The sequence below is a fragment of the Methanobacteriaceae archaeon genome (assembly GCA_013403005.1).
GTDB lineage: Archaea > Methanobacteriota > Methanobacteria > Methanobacteriales > Methanobacteriaceae > Methanobacterium.
Genome location: JACBOA010000001.1, coordinates 72615 through 87878 on the forward strand (window position 1 = coordinate 72615; position 15264 = coordinate 87878).

Annotated in this window: 13 protein-coding genes; 10 read left to right on the forward strand and 3 right to left on the reverse strand. The window is 38.8% G+C overall.

All coding sequences use genetic code 11. The features are described 5' to 3' along the window. Positions 1 to 4: 4 nt before the first annotated feature. The 8 genes from HVN35_00345 to HVN35_00380 all read left to right on the forward strand — a co-directional run bounded on the left by HVN35_00345 (position 5) and on the right by HVN35_00380 (position 9610). Positions 5 to 1798 (forward strand): 2-oxoacid:acceptor oxidoreductase subunit alpha, encoded by a 1794-nt coding sequence (locus tag HVN35_00345; GenBank protein ID NYB51009.1) that lies wholly within the window; start codon positions 5 to 7, stop codon positions 1796 to 1798. Further along, positions 1799 to 2659 carry a 2-oxoacid ferredoxin oxidoreductase gene (locus HVN35_00350; GenBank protein NYB51010.1) on the forward strand — a complete coding sequence of 287 codons (861 nt, stop codon included), beginning with the start codon at positions 1799 to 1801 and terminating at the stop codon, positions 2657 to 2659. Between the two features lie 129 nt (positions 2660 to 2788). Then, a complete protein-coding gene (xth, locus tag HVN35_00355; protein NYB51011.1) occupies positions 2789 to 3565 on the forward strand; it encodes an exodeoxyribonuclease III in 777 nt (258 codons plus the stop codon). Positions 3566 to 3957: 392 nt separating this feature from the next. Beyond that, on the forward strand, positions 3958 to 4254 hold the full coding sequence (locus HVN35_00360; GenBank protein ID NYB51012.1) for a DUF2769 domain-containing protein: 297 nt from the start codon (positions 3958 to 3960) through the stop codon (positions 4252 to 4254). Between the two features lie 217 nt (positions 4255 to 4471). Next, positions 4472 to 5797 carry a Glu-tRNA(Gln) amidotransferase subunit GatD gene (gene gatD, locus HVN35_00365; GenBank protein NYB51013.1) on the forward strand — a complete coding sequence of 442 codons (1326 nt, stop codon included), beginning with the start codon at positions 4472 to 4474 and terminating at the stop codon, positions 5795 to 5797. Between the two features lie 34 nt (positions 5798 to 5831). Beyond that, entirely contained in the window at positions 5832 to 7706 is a 1875-nt protein-coding gene (gene gatE, locus HVN35_00370; protein ID NYB51014.1) for a Glu-tRNA(Gln) amidotransferase subunit GatE, read from the forward strand. A 14-nt stretch (positions 7707 to 7720) separates the two neighbouring features. Beyond that, entirely contained in the window at positions 7721 to 8632 is a 912-nt protein-coding gene (gene trxB, locus HVN35_00375) for a thioredoxin-disulfide reductase (GenBank protein NYB51015.1), read from the forward strand. A 120-nt stretch (positions 8633 to 8752) separates the two neighbouring features. Then, positions 8753 to 9610, forward strand: coding sequence for a TIM barrel protein (locus tag HVN35_00380; protein ID NYB51016.1), 858 nt, complete (start codon positions 8753 to 8755; stop codon positions 9608 to 9610). A gap of 137 nt (positions 9611 to 9747) precedes the next feature. Here the strand turns inward: HVN35_00380 and HVN35_00385 are convergent, their stop codons facing one another. From HVN35_00385 to hcp, 3 genes are all read right to left on the reverse strand, one after another. Beyond that, positions 9748 to 10518, reverse strand: a complete 771-nt coding sequence (locus tag HVN35_00385) for an ArsR family transcriptional regulator (protein NYB51017.1) — start codon at positions 10516 to 10518, stop codon at positions 9748 to 9750. A 144-nt stretch (positions 10519 to 10662) separates the two neighbouring features. After that, the gene (locus HVN35_00390; protein ID NYB51018.1) at positions 10663 to 10860 is read right to left on the reverse strand and encodes a hypothetical protein; all 198 of its coding nucleotides are present in this window, start codon (positions 10858 to 10860) and stop codon (positions 10663 to 10665) included. 188 nt (positions 10861 to 11048) lie between these two features. Continuing rightward, positions 11049 to 12335 (reverse strand): hydroxylamine reductase, encoded by a 1287-nt coding sequence (hcp, locus tag HVN35_00395; protein ID NYB51019.1) that lies wholly within the window; start codon positions 12333 to 12335, stop codon positions 11049 to 11051. A gap of 487 nt (positions 12336 to 12822) precedes the next feature. On the opposite strand from hcp, the gene HVN35_00400 reads away from it, so the two are divergent. Continuing rightward, on the forward strand, positions 12823 to 14709 hold the full coding sequence (locus HVN35_00400) for a PAS domain S-box protein (protein NYB51020.1): 1887 nt from the start codon (positions 12823 to 12825) through the stop codon (positions 14707 to 14709). 235 nt (positions 14710 to 14944) lie between these two features. Then, complete coding sequence (locus HVN35_00405; GenBank protein NYB51021.1) at positions 14945 to 15223, forward strand: protease htpX; 279 nt, start codon at positions 14945 to 14947, stop codon at positions 15221 to 15223. Positions 15224 to 15264: the final 41 nt, after the last annotated feature.

Below are 15264 nucleotides of genomic sequence, written 5' to 3' on the forward strand. Positions count from 1 at the left end.
ATAAATGACTGTTTTATCAAAAAAAGATGACATTTCTCTGGTTTTGTGTGGAGAAGCAGGTCAGGGTATCCAGACTGTGGAATCCATACTGGCCCAGACCATTAAACAGAGTGGTTACCATATTTTCTCCACCAAAGAATACATGTCCAGGGTCAGGGGAGGTCAGAACTCCACAGAAATCAGAGTATCGTCCCACAGAGTCGCCTCTTACCTACACCGCATTGACATACTATTGGCATTGAGTTCCGGAGCTTTAAAACATCTTAAAGATAGAATATCCAATGATACCATTATATTAGGAGATCCTGAACATCTCAAAGCAGCAAAAAAGGACTTTTTAAGGAAAAACATAAATGAACAGGCCATTATTCAGATTCCTCTTATGGATACTGCCCAGGAAATTGGAGGACTAATATTTGCCAATGTAATAGCTGCAGGAGTCCTTTCATGCATTCTGAACATTCCTCAAGAAATATTTAACGGCATTATCACTGACATGTTCGCAAGAAAGGGTTCAAAAATCCTTGAAAACGATTTAAAGGCAGCAGAGGCAGGTTACCAGATCGGTGTGGAATTAAAAGAATCTCAGGCAGAGAACATTAAACTTCCACTCACCGGCAAGTCAGAAGTTGGTGATGAACTCTTAATGAACGGAACTGACGCCGTAGGATTCGGTTGCCTGGCAGGTGGTTGCAGATTCATGGCATCCTACCCCATGACTCCTTCCACCCCTTTACAGGTTTTCCTGGCCAGCTGTTCCCATGAATTTGAACTGGTCTATGAACAGGCAGAAGATGAAATAGCTGCAATTAACATGGCCCTGGGAGCATCATTTGCAGGTGCCAGAAGCATGGTAGCCACCTCTGGAAGTGGATTTGCCCTTATGGAAGAAGGCGTAGGATTGGCGGGGATGATTGAAACTCCAGTAGTTATCTACATCGGCCAAAGACCAGGACCTGCAGTGGGACTGCCCACCCGCACCAGCCAGGAGGATTTGAATCTGGCACTCTATTCCGGTCCAGGAGAGTTTCCCAGAATCATCTTCGCACCCGGAAAACTGGAAGATGCATTCATATTAACTCAAAGAGCTTTTAATCTAGCTGAAAAATATCAGATACCTGTTTTCATCCTTTCAGACCAGTACTTCGCTGATTGCTATTATAACATCCCATCCTTACCATTGGAAGATGTAGTTAATGAAGATTATCTGGTTAAAACCACTCCCGGATACCAGAGATACTTAATTACTCATGATGGGGTCACACCCCGCGGAATACCTGGATATGGAGAGGGATTGGTGGTGGTAGACTCGGACGAGCATGATGAAGAAGGACATATCACCGAAGACCTGGAAATAAGGACACAGATGGTGAATAAAAGGATGAAAAAAATGGATGGGATAAGGGAGGATGCTATTATTCCGGAACTGGTTGGAGATGAAGATTACCATAAACTGATTATAGGATGGGGATCCACCTACTGGCCCATAAGGGAGGCTCTGGAAAATATAAAAATGGAAAATTCAGACCAGAAGATGAGTTTCCTTCATTTTAAGCAAGTTTATCCTTTCCACAAAAGAGTGTCCCCATATTTTGAAAAAGCCGAAGACGTGATTATTTTCGAGAACAATGCCCAGGGACAAATGGCCAACCTCATAAAACTAGAAACTGGATTCGAGATACATGAAAAAGTTTTGAAATATAATGGCATGCCCTTCTCTGTGGAAGAAGTTGAATATAACCTTAAAAAATTCATAAGCTTCAATAATAATCTTTCTGGCATTAGGGGAGGGGTATAAATGAGGCCACAAGATTTTGACATGCCAGATAGCGATGTGGCCTGGTGTCCGGGATGTGGTAACCTTTCAATCCTGCGCAGCCTCAAAACTGCCCTGGCTCAACTTGAAATAGAACCGAAAGATTTAGTTTTTGTATCAGGAATAGGGCAGGCAGGTAAACTACCACACTACATCAAAGGCAACGTATTCAACGGACTGCACGGCAGATCATTATCACCTGCAACAGGCATTAAAGCTGCCAACCCCCAGTTAACAGTCATAGATGTTAGTGGAGATGGTTGCATGTACGGAGAGGGTGGTAACCATTTCATGCACACCATGAGACGCAACCCAGACATCACCAACCTGGTACATAATAACATGGTCTACGGCCTCACCAAGGGACAGGCATCCCCCACTAGTCAGAGGGATTTCAGCACACCCTTACAGATCGATGGGGTTTTCCTGGAACCATTCAATCCCTTGGCAGTGGCTATAGCACTTGATGCCTCATTCGTGGCCAGAGCATATAGTGGAGATCGCAAACAAACTATCGAAATTTTCAAGGCAGCCATAAAACATAAAGGCTATAGCTTGGTGGATATATTCCAGCCCTGCGTGACCTTCAACAAGGTAAACACCAGGCAATGGTTCAAGGAACATACCTACTATTTGGAAGAAGATCATGATCCACATGATAGAAACATGGCATTCCAGAGGGCCACAGAAACTGGAGAATACCCTTTGGGCATATTCTACCAGAATTCTAATAAAAATACCTTTGAAGAGAATTTAAGGGTTTATTGGGATGATAAGTCACCATTATTCCAGAGAAAAGTGGATATGGGTAAAATCACATCTCTAGTTGATGGTAAAAGATGATTTTTAGGCTTGGGATAGGAGTGAATGAATTTTATTAGTTATGAATCTGAGGTTTTATTTGAAATCTGAAGGGGATGTGAAACATCTAGATTTGTGAAATATCTAATCTATCTACTATGAGGTGAAAAATTGAGGAAAATTAGAATATTATCATGGAATGTAAATGGGATCCGGGCTGTGCATAGAAAAGGATTCCTTGACTGGTTCAATGAAGCTAAACCTGATATTTTATGTATTCAAGAAACCAAAGCCCATCGGAAACAATTTCCAAAAGATATTCGGGAAATTGATGGTTATAATCTATATCTTTCCGAAGCTGAGCGCAAGGGATACAGTGGAGTGGCAACTTACACCAACCGAAAACCAGAAAAAGTGCAAAATGGGTTTGGAATTGAAAAATTCGACAGTGAAGGTCGTACTCTAATAACTGATTTTGGAGATTTTGTATTATTCAATACTTATTTTCCCAATGGAAAAATGTCTGATGAGAGATTGCAGTACAAACTGGATTTTTATGACTCCTTTTTAGACTATGTGGACTCTCTTAAAGAAAAAGGAAGGAATATCATAGTTTGTGGGGATGTCAACACCGCCCATAAAGAAATAGACTTGGCCCGTCCCAAGGAAAATGAGAAAATATCTGGTTTCTTACCTATTGAAAGGGAATGGATTGATCGTTTCTTAAGTCATGGTTATGTGGACACTTTCCGGGAATTCAACCAGGAGCCAAAAAACTACACCTGGTGGAGCTACCGTACCCGGGCTCGAGAGAGGAATGTGGGCTGGAGACTGGACTACTTCTTTGTAAATGAAGAATTCATGGATAAAGTGGAATCAGCCTACATACTTTCAGATGTTATGGGTTCAGACCACTGCCCTGTGGGTCTTGATTTAAAATTGGATTAAATCTCAAAAGTGGCTTGTCTGGATTCGCATAAAACTGGATAAAATCTTAAAAATTCCATTAAGGATGAGAGTGAACTCAGTAAGCAAAATGCATTCTTTATTAGGGTAAATAAGTATAAGGATAAAATTGATCTTACCTTCAAAATTATTCTATCACAATACAAAGATATCCTGGCCGTATTAAATCCTCCAATCCCCGCTCCAGGTATGGAAGAGGCTTCTGATTCACTTCTCTGGCATGGTCGGATTAATGGCTTATATAATAAAGAAAAATCAAGTTTAACTAATAAATCTGACTAATAAAATCAGGGTTCAAATCAATCCCAAACATGGGTAACTAGAGGATAAGAAAAAAAGTAAATAAAACAAAACTTAGGCTATGAGGGATGTAAATGGATAAATTTCTGGAAAAAATGGAAGAAATCGCTGAAAAAGGCATATCAGATGATGAAATGAATAAAATGTTTTTAGATGAAATGGGAGATCAGTGCATCTGTCCAGACTGTCCCATGTACAATCAGTGCGCCCAGGAGAAATATGAAGGACTCTACTGTTTTCTGGGAAAATCTGAATGCAACTTGGAGGAAGACGACTGTATATGTCCGGAATGTGAAGTCACAGAGAACCTGGAACTGAAAAACGATCTGTTCTGTATTAAAGGAACTGAAAAAGAATTAAGAGGACTTTAAATTCAAAAAAACCTTCTAGTATCATAATCAGCTATTGGTTTGGTTTTTTTTATTTTTAAAAATGATTTATTAACTATATTAATCCAAAATAGGGTATTAGATTGTCTTTTCATAAAAAAATTTATAGATTATTTATCCAATAATAAACAAGTAAAATTTAAACAACTAAAATTTGGAATTATTCTAATCAGGACTGATAAAAATTTAGAGGGATGATATGAGTTATAGCGGATCCGCTGCAGAATTTCTAAAATCACAGAACATATCCATTGGAGACATTATATCAATACAAAAAGAAAGCATAGAATATCAGGGAATGTTACTGGACCGAGCTGAAGACGCTGATGAGTTTCACCTAGTCATGAAGCTTGATAATGGTTACAACATCGGTGTTAATATTGCTGGAGCTAAAATTGAACTTTTAGAGAAAGGTGAAAAGCCTAAAATAGATTTACCTCCACTGGAAATAGAGAAAGATCCTGAAAAAATGGACGTATCGATTGTATCTACGGGGGGAACAGTAGCTTCAATTATTGATTATAAAACTGGAGCAGTACACCCTGCTTTTACTGCAGACGACCTTCTACGGGCAACACCTGAGCTCCTGGAGGAGGCCAACATCACTGGAAAGGCTATAATGAACATCCTCTCTGAGAACATGAAACCTGAACTTTGGGGGCAAGCTGCTCGTGCAGTGGCTGATGAGATTAATAATGGCGCTGATGGGGTGGTATTGGCCCATGGTACAGACACCATGCACTATACCTCAGCTGCTTTGAGTTTCATACTGGAAACACCAGTCCCGGTGGTACTTACCGGTGCCCAGAGAAGTTCAGACCGTCCATCCTCCGATGCATTCCTCAACCTCATGAGTTCCGTGGCAGTGGCAAAATCAGACCTAGCTGAAGTAGTGGTTTGTATGCATGCATCAGAAAATGACACCCATGCCATGGTACACCGAGGTACCAGAGTGCGTAAAATGCACACCAGTCGCAGAGACACTTTTCAAAGCATTAACAGCCCACCATTAGCTAAAGTAAAGGAAGGAAAGGTTAAGATTAAGGATAAAATTTCCAATTACCCTAAAAGGGGAGGTTGTGATTTGAAAGTCCATGATTCTCTGGAAGAGAAGGTGGCTTTCATAAAGAGTTATCCTGGAATCACTGGGGAATTGATAGATTATTATGTTGACAGAGGATACAGGGGCATTTTAATCGAGGGAACCGGATTGGGGCATTGCCCTGAGGAAATGATACCATCCATACATCGAGCAGTTGATGAGGAAATCGCAGTGGTAATGACTTCTCAGTGTCTTTACGGTCGCACCAACCTCAATGTTTACAGCACAGGCCGTAAACTATTATCTGCAGGTGTAATTCCAGGGGTTGACATGTTGCCAGAAACAGCTTACGTGAAACTGGTCTGGGCCCTGGGACAGACCACCAAACCGGAAGAAGTTAAACGAATAATGGAAACTAACATAAAAGGAGAACTGGGAGATAAATCATCTTCCCAATATTTCCTTAGAGATTACGGGGAATAAGGAGAACTTTTTGGTGATTAATATGAATAATAGGATTGATTATAATGAACTGGGCCTGATGATGGGTCTGGAAATACATCAGCAGCTTAACACAACCAAAAAACTCTTCTGTCCCTGTGAATGCGAACTCACTGACAAAAAACCAAAATACAGGGTTTTAAGGAATCTCAGACCAACTCAGAGTGAACTTGGAAAAATCGACAGGGCAGCCTTTGAAGAATCACAAAGAAAACTCACATTCATCTATGATGCCTATCCTCATCACACATGTCTGGTAGAATCAGATGATGAACCACCACATCCTCTAAATCAGGAAGCCCTAAAATTAGGTCTTATTATTGCAGAACTGCTGAACATGCAAGTGGTTGACGAGTTCCACACCATGCGAAAACAGGTAATAGACGGAAGTAACACAGGAGGATTTCAAAGAACAGGATTACTCGCCACCCATGGACACTTGGATACTCCTTACGGTAAAGTAATCATTGAAAACCTCTGCCTGGAAGAGGACGCGGCTCGACGTATGGGTGAAAGGAAAGGAAAAGTGGAATTCCGATTGGACAGACTGGGAATACCTCTTTTAGAGATAACCACTGATCCATCCATGAACCACCCTCTGCAGGTGCGGGAAGTAGCATACCAGATCGGTCAGGTTCTGCGCAGTACTAAAGTAAAAAGGGGGCTGGGAACCATACGTCAGGATCTGAATATTTCAATCAGGGAGGGAGCCCGGGTTGAAATAAAAGGAGTTCAGGACCTGGATTCAATGGCTCAAATGGTGGAAAATGAGATCCAGCGTCAGTTAAAACTTATTGAGATTCGGGATGAACTCCTGAAAAGAGGCGCAGAAGTGGATAATGAAATATATGATCTTGGAGAAGTATTCCAGAATGCAGAATCAAAAATAATATCCCAAGCCCTTAAAAAAGGGGGGAAAGTATTAGCTATTAAACTAAAGGGTTTCAAGGGATTGATTGGTATGGATTTACAACCCAACAGGCGATTCGGAACTGAACTAGCAGCATATGCTAAAAAAATGGGGGTAGCGGGCATTTTCCATACAGATGAATTACCAGCCTATGGAATAACCAAAGAAGAAGTGGAAAAGGTTAAAGAGTTCTTAAAATTGGCAGAAAATGATGCATTTATCCTGGTGGCAGATAAGGAAAGAAAAGCTAGAAATGCCCTGAGGGAAGTGCAGAGAAGAGCTAAAATGGCTATGAAAGGAGTCCCAGAGGAAACCAGAAAGGCTTTAGATGATGCTAATACAGAGTATCTCCGACCATTACCCACTGCCAGCAGGATGTACGTTGAAACCGATATTCCTGCTCAGGTTGTCTCCCAGGAACTCTTGGAACAGGTTAAAGCTAATTTACCAGAACTTCCTGATGAAAAAAAGGCCAGAATCATTGATGAGTATTCCCTAAGTGAGGATTTGGCCCAGCAACTAGTACGTCAGGATAAAGTCACACAGTTTGAGGAAATAATGGCGGCATGTGAAGTGGAACCCACCACCGTAGCATCCCTATTGGCTTATACTCTCAAGGAACTTAGAAGAGACGGATTAGATGTGGAGAACCTCTCTGATGATCAATTACTGGGAACATTCCACTTACTTTCAGATGGTAAAATATCAAAAGATGCAGTATCCCATGTATTAGTGGGAGTTTTAAAGGAAAAATCATCTCCTGAAGAAGTAGCAGAGAATTTAAATCTTTTGATGCTCAGTGAAGAAGATGTGGATAAAATTATAAGGGAAATTGTGTCTTCCCAGGAATCCATGGTTAAAGAGAGAAAAATGGGGTCAATGGGGCCTCTGATGGGCATGGCAATGAAAGAACTTAAGGGTAAAGCCGATGGAAAACTGGTTAATAAACTTTTGAAGGAAGAGATACAGAAAAATTTATAGATGAAGGTGTAGGCATGGAAGAGTATGATTTAATTATTATTGGGGGAGGACCAGCCGGTTTAACTGCTGGAATTTACGCAGGAAGACAGGGAATGAACACTCTGGTACTGGAAATGATGATGGGGGCAGGTTCCGGGTACATGGTTCCTCTCATGGAGAACTATCCTGGTTTTGATTTGATTTCTGGAAAGGATTTGCTGGAAAAGATGAGGAAACAGGCAGAAAAGCATGTTTCCTTTAGGAACATGGAAGAGGTTAAGGAAATTAACAGAGTTGATAAATCACATATACGTGTCATTACATCAAAAAGTGAATATAAATCAAAAGCTGTGATCATATCCACAGGGAGTCGTCACAGGAGGTTGAAAGTACCTGGTGAGGTGGAATTTATTGGTCGTGGAGTTTGTTATTGTGCCACCTGTGACGGACCACTATATCAGGGTAAAGATGTGGTGGTGGTAGGTGGAGGTAATGCAGCTGTCCAGGAGGCGATCTATCTAAAAACTCTCGGTTGTAACGTGACCATAATACACCGAAGAGACCAGTTAAGGGCAGAAACATATCTTCAGAAAAAATTAGAAGAAAATGAAATTCCGGTTATCTGGGATGCAGTGGTGGAAGAAATAAAGGGGGATATGGTTGTAGAAAATGTAATTCTAAACAATGTCAAAACCCTGGAGAAGACTGAATTGCCCATAGATGGTATTTTCATTGCCGTGGGGGAAGAACCTCTCAGTAAATTTGCCCAGAATGCTGGAGTGGAAGTTGATAAAGAAGGCTATATCGTAACTGATAAATACCAGCGAACAAACATCCCCGGAGTTTATGCTGCAGGAGATATAACTGGCGGTGTTAAACAGTGGGTGGTGGCCTGTGCTGAAGGAGCAGTAGCTTCCTTATCTGCATTCGAAGATGTTAAAGAATAAAATCCTAAAAAATGAAAATGATAAAGCGTAAAACAACTTATTTAGCAAAACAACTTATTGAAATCATTATAAACACTTAATCGCTAATATAATCGCCTAAATAATCAATAATCTAATAATATGAATGATAAAATTAAATTCGGACCGGCAGGTAATCCTCTGGGTTTTAAGGGACAGACAGTAAATGTATGTGATTATATCCATGAAATGGGATTAGAAGCATACGAGTACCAGGCCACCTATGGAGTGCGCATAAAGAAACAATCAGCCCTTGAACTGGCTGAAAATGCTCGGAAGAATGAGGTAAAAGTTTCAATGCATGCTCCTTATTATATCAATCTCTGTGCTGAAAAGGAAGACGTGTTAAAAAGATCCATCCAGAGGCTGGTTCAATCCGCAAGGGCAGCTGAATGGATTGGAGCTAACCGTATAGTATTCCATCCAGGATTTTATACAAAATACACGGCTAAAGAAGCACTTAAACGGTGCAAAGCCACTATATCGCTTTTAATGGATGAAGTAGATGCTTTGGGAATTAAAAATTTCACCTTTGCACCAGAAACTACTGGTAAAAGGTCACAGCTTGGTGATTTGGAAGAAATTATTGATATCTGTCAGTCTTTTGATCATTTCGCCCCTACAATTGATTTTGCCCATATACATGCCAGGAATAGGGGTTGCATTAAAAGATATGAGGATTATTATAATATTTTAGGCAAATTAGAGGATGAATTAGCTGCTGTTGGCAGGGATAGTGAATATTTGCACTGTCATTTCACGCGGATTGAATATACTGATGCTGGTGAGAGAAAACATCATGTGATGCTGGAAAAAGAGTATGGTCCACCACTAAGCCCTTTACTGGAAGTACTTATTGATTATGGGTGGGATGCAACTATAATTTGTGAAACTCCCTTCCTGGAAAAGGATGCCCTTATAATGCAGGAAAAATACCAGAACATTCTGAGAACGAGATAATTAGATTTTAGATTAAGATATAGATTAATTTATTTACTTAAATAGATTGATTTATTTTTCTAGTATTTAAATAATATTATTAGCAGTAGTTTTGCCTGATTTGACTGATTAATTATTAATTTAGACTTCAAATCTTTTCATTCGATAACAAAACGGCATGCAGAATCTCCCAAAGCGTAACATTCAGTTTCTGAAACTTTAGCTTCTTCTTCATGGTATAAACTGAATAATGATTCAAGAATGCCGCTGTCAAATGCACAGGCGGGCCTACCTAGATAAGGGAGTCCACTGCATTCAAAACAATCTTCCACACTGATGGTGAGGGGGTTTAGATTTTTTACTTCAATTCTTCCCAGACTATGTGTTTCCCAGAAACTGGAAATGTTTGTTAGGAATTTTTCCATATCAGGGTCTTTAACTTTTTCGTAAAGGGCTTCCCCCACTTTTAAACCGGCTTCATGGAGTATAGGGTCTATGTCAACACCCTGGGTGAGTAATGAAATCCTTAACGTGTGAAATATTAATCTAAAAAACTCGAAAGGATCATTTTCACTTGCAATGTACCTCTGAATGTAACTGGATATGTCCTCCTGAAGCTGCTGCTGGTGTAATTTTCCAATATACTCTGATTGAATGAAAAATATTTTCTTTCGAGCATCTTTAGGATCCAAACGGGCGTTAATTATACCATCTCTGGTCATTGCTTTCAGATGGCTGGATACAGTGGACTTGGCACGACCAGAGAGCTTCACGATTTCATCGAAACTGAGATCACCTTCGCGTAGCACAGAAAGTATCTTCACCCTCACCGGGCTTTTAATGGCTTTAACCCCTCCTGGAGTGGCGAATAATTCTATCCGGGAATTATCGAGTTTATTTTTTTCTAATTCTTCGTTTTTATCATTCATTTTTTTATATTTTTCCAGCTTTTTTTGGAGCGTAGTGAACTGATTCCATATTTCTTAACTATCTTTCTTTTATTAGGATTTTTAATTTATTTTTTATTTATTTAACTATTAATTCACCTTTCAATTCTGTGGAGATTAAATTCATCATAACCCTCTTTCGCAGCGAAAACAGGTGTCCGTGTCTCGATCTGTTTTGAAGGTTATCCCACATTTTTTACAAGTCACATCTCGAAGGGAAGACTTTTTATCAATTATTTCCAAAGAACACGAACACTTCCATCCCATTTTACCTTTCAGTGCCTGTTCAAACGCTTTATCTTCATCTATTTCTTTTTTTGGCAAATAAATCACCTTTTCATTTTTTTTAGACAGGGGAGGTGTTCCCAATTTAACCAATCATCGAATAATATATTTAATTAATTTTTTTAGAATATTCATTCAGATTATTTTCTTTATTAAATATTAGGAGATATTTATTGGAAGATATTTTAGGGGATGATAATTTTAATAAATGGTTTGGGGTTGATTGATTACCCCAATATGGCCTTTATATCTTCTTCGGGATCACCGATGGGTTTCAATCCGTAGTTTTCCACTAAAACATTTAAAATATCGCTATTAACCCATCCAGGGATTATGGGGCCAATGTACATATCTTTAATGTCCAGAGCCAGCAAACTCCATAAAATGGCAACTGCTTTTTGTTCCATCCAGCTTAATACTAGGGTTAAGGGTAATTCATTCAGTTCTACTCCCAATAGTTCAGTTAAGGCCATGGCAATATCTACAGCTACAATGGCATCGTTACATTGACCCAGATCTATCAGTCGGGGCACTCCTTCAATATCTCCCAGATCCATCTCATTGAAACGGTACTTACCACATGCCAGAGTCAACACAATCACATCTTTTGGTAATTTTTCCACAAATTCTGTGTAGTATTTAGCCTGAGGTTTAGGAGAGTCACATCCACCAACCAGTATGAATCGTTTTATTTTGCCAGATTCCACCAGTTCTTTGATTTTTGGTGCCAGAGATAGTACAGTGGAAGCTCCGAATCCTGTGGTGAGAACTTTTTTACCGGGTTCATCTTCCAGTTCAGGTAGTTCCAGAGCTTTTTCAATTACAGGAGTGAAATCATAGTTTTCTATATGCTGCACTCCTGGCAGTTGAGCCACACCACTGGTGAACATCCTTTCTCTATATTCATCTTTAGGTAACAGCACACAATTGGAAGTTCCTAAAATGGCTACATTATATTTGGCGAAAGTCTGTTTCTGGTCAAACCATGCTCCTCCCAGTTGCCCTACCAAGTGTTTGTATTTTTTAAGTTGGGGGTATCCATGGGCAGGTAGTAATTCAGAGTGAGTGTAAACATTGATCCCCTTCCCTTCAGTTTGTTTCAGGAGTTCTTCCAATGCTTTAAGGCTATGGCCAGTAGCTAATATACCAGGACCTTTTACTGAACCTACGGGCACTTCTGTGGGCACAGGTTCGCCATATTTTTCGATGTGAGCTTTTTTTAATAGTTGCATGGTTTTTATGTTCATTTTACCGGCTTCAAGAGCCATTTTCACAAATTCCTGAGGATCAAAGTTGACGTTGGTAAGAGTGGAGTAGAAACCTTTTTCCAGGAATGCGTCTACTTCTTCATCAGTGTACCCTAACTCACGGGCATGGTAGAGGTAGGCTGAAATACCCTTTATGGCGTATAACAAGTTGTCTTGTAGTCTAGCTACAGTGGGCTCTTTTCCACATACTCCTCGAATGGTGCAACCAGTTTCACGGGCGGTTTGCGAGCACTGGTAACAGAACATATCTAATGCTTCCTTTTTTTCCACTTTACTTCCTCCTATTAATCAAAACCTTTTTTTTTTAAATAAGTCAAAGAATACGGGTTTTCCTTTTATTTTCCATTGTTTAGTGTTTTTTTATGGGGGGATTCACCACTAAATTTGTTCTATTCGGATAGAATAGTTCTATACATATAGAATGTTCTATACTCATAGAACAAAATATTTATACTTTTGGGTAGGTAGCCGTAAAAAATGAATAATCATAATAGGGGATTATTAAGATGTAAATGGGTGTGAATTATTGTTTTCTAATTAAAACTATATTATATGAGCATAAAATTCTAAAAAGTTGATTATATCTGTTTTAAATGGGCTTATATCCCATTTATCATCCTCTTCATAATGATTGAACCAAGAAAAAATTAATATTCTTTAAAAAACATATAAAATTCTTACATTTTTTTAAAATCTGAATAATTATAATATTGCTAAGTCTGGGGCTTCATATATGTTGGATGAAAAAAAATCCAGAGAAGAACTCTTAGATGAATTAAATAAATTAAGAACTATTTTAAAATCTAAAGAGGAATCAACCAGAAATATACTGGAAAAAGAGCGATTTTTATCACAAACATCCCTGGAGTTAGTTGATTTGTCTTTAGATGCAAATTTATATGAATTTATTGCTAAAAAATTGAATGAATTGGTTGAAAACTCGGTAATTGTGGTTACAGTATATGATCCTGTTTTAGATAGTTTTAAGGTGCGTTCTGTGGCCGGAAGGAACGAAATATTAACTAATTTTTCTAAAAAATTTTTAGGTGCTGATTTGATTGATCTACAGGTATCTTTGGCTGATTTCAATGAAGCATATGATGAAGAATCTCGGAGCAGAATTCTAAGTGGAAAACTGCATAAAATCGAAAAAGGATTATATCAAGTATTATGTGGGACTTTTCCTAAAAAACTAGCTAAACTGGCTGAAATCACCTTTGATATTGGTGATATTTATGGGACTGGTTTTAAATCCAAAGGCAAACTTTATGGGACTGTTAACATATTCCTTAAAAAAAGGCAAACCCTGGAAGATGAAGAATTGATACAGTCGTTAATAAACCTCTTTGCGGTGGCTATGCAGCGACGCAAGATTGAAAATGATCTGGAAGAAAGTGAACGGAAATACCGGAAAATTTTTGAAAATGTTCAGGATGTTTTCTATCAGACTAATATTAATGGAAACATAACAGAAATAAGTCCTTCCATTGAAAGGTATTCTGGTTTTTCAAGGGATTATTTAATTGGTAGACAGGTGGAAACTGTTTACAAAAATCCGGAAGAAAGGAAGAAAATGCTAAAAATAATTAAAGAGAAAGGAGAGGTCAATGATTTTGAAATAACTCTCCAAGACAAATTTGGAAAAACAGTTTATGCCTCGGTGAATGCACACTTCCTACTGGATGATAATGGCCAAACAGTGGGGATTGAAGGATCATTAAGGGACATAACTCAGCGTAAAAAAACGGAACAGGAGTTAATTGCCACACAGCATCGTCTAAGGATTGCCCTGGATCTGGCTAAAATGGGTAGCTGGGAATATGATGTAGCATCAGACACATTTACCTTTGATGATCAATTCTATTCCATATACGGAACCACAGTTGAGGCAGAGGGCGGCTCCCAAATGTCCTCTGAAACGTATGCTGCTAAGTTCATCCCTCCAGAGGAGGCTTCACTCGTGGCTGAGGAAATTGAAAGAGTTTTAGCCACCGATGATCCGAATTACTCCAATGAAATAGAACATGTAATAATCAGAGCAGATGGAGAAAAAAGATGTATTATTGTCCGCAATGGAATTGAAAAAGACGAAAAAGGTAACACTATCAAAGTTTACGGTGCAAACCAGGATATAACAGAACGGAAAAAAGCTGAAAATGAGATAAAAAAAGCTCTAAAAGAGAAGGAAATGCTCTTAAAAGAGATACATCATCGGGTTAAAAATAATTTAATGGTTATATCCAGTTTATTGAATCTTCAGTCCAGATATATTCAGGACGAAGAAGCTCTGGACATATTCAGGGAAAGTCAGAACCGTGCCAAGTCCATGGCTATTATACATGAGAGGCTGTACCGATCCACTGATCTGAAAAGGATCGATTTTGGAGATTATATTCGAACACTGAGCACAGAGCTTTACCGTACTTACGTTCCAGACGAGAGCAAGATAAAACTCAACCTGAAACTGGAAGACTTGATGGTGGATATAAACACCACAGTTCCTCTGGGTCTAATTTTAAATGAACTGCTTACCAATTCTATGAAACATGCATTTCCCTCTAATCATAAGGGGAGATTAACATCGAATTCTACAAAAAAGATGATGAATTCACTCTTATAATTGCAGATAATGGTGTTGGATTCCCAGAGAATCTCAATTTCCGGAACACAGATTCACTGGGTTTACAACTGGTTAACAATTTAACCGCACAGATTGACGGGAACATAGAACTTGACAGTACTAATGGAACCAAATTTGAAATCAAATTTAAAGAACAATACAATTAAGGTTAAAATTTCCGATTTCATGATCGAATAAAAATCAAGTCTTTAAATGAAAACTAAAAGGTGTTTGTATGGTGTCAAATGATGAAATTAAAAGAAGACTGGCTGAAAAGCGTTCACCGGGTAGAAAAAGAACTTTAACTGGAGATGACACTCTTCCTAGTGATGAATTAAAGGAAAAGTTCAGGGAAAAAAGAAATAAACGAGAAAACAAGAATCCAGGTTATTTAGTCTGTGATAACTGTGGAGGTTACTATGAATTACAACCCGGAGAGTCTCCGGAAGATTTTGCTGACGAGTGTGATTGTGGTGGGAAACTGGAGCATGCTAATTCTCTAGACGTTGTTTAACCACAATGAGTAATATGTCTGAAAATAGTAATATAATTAAA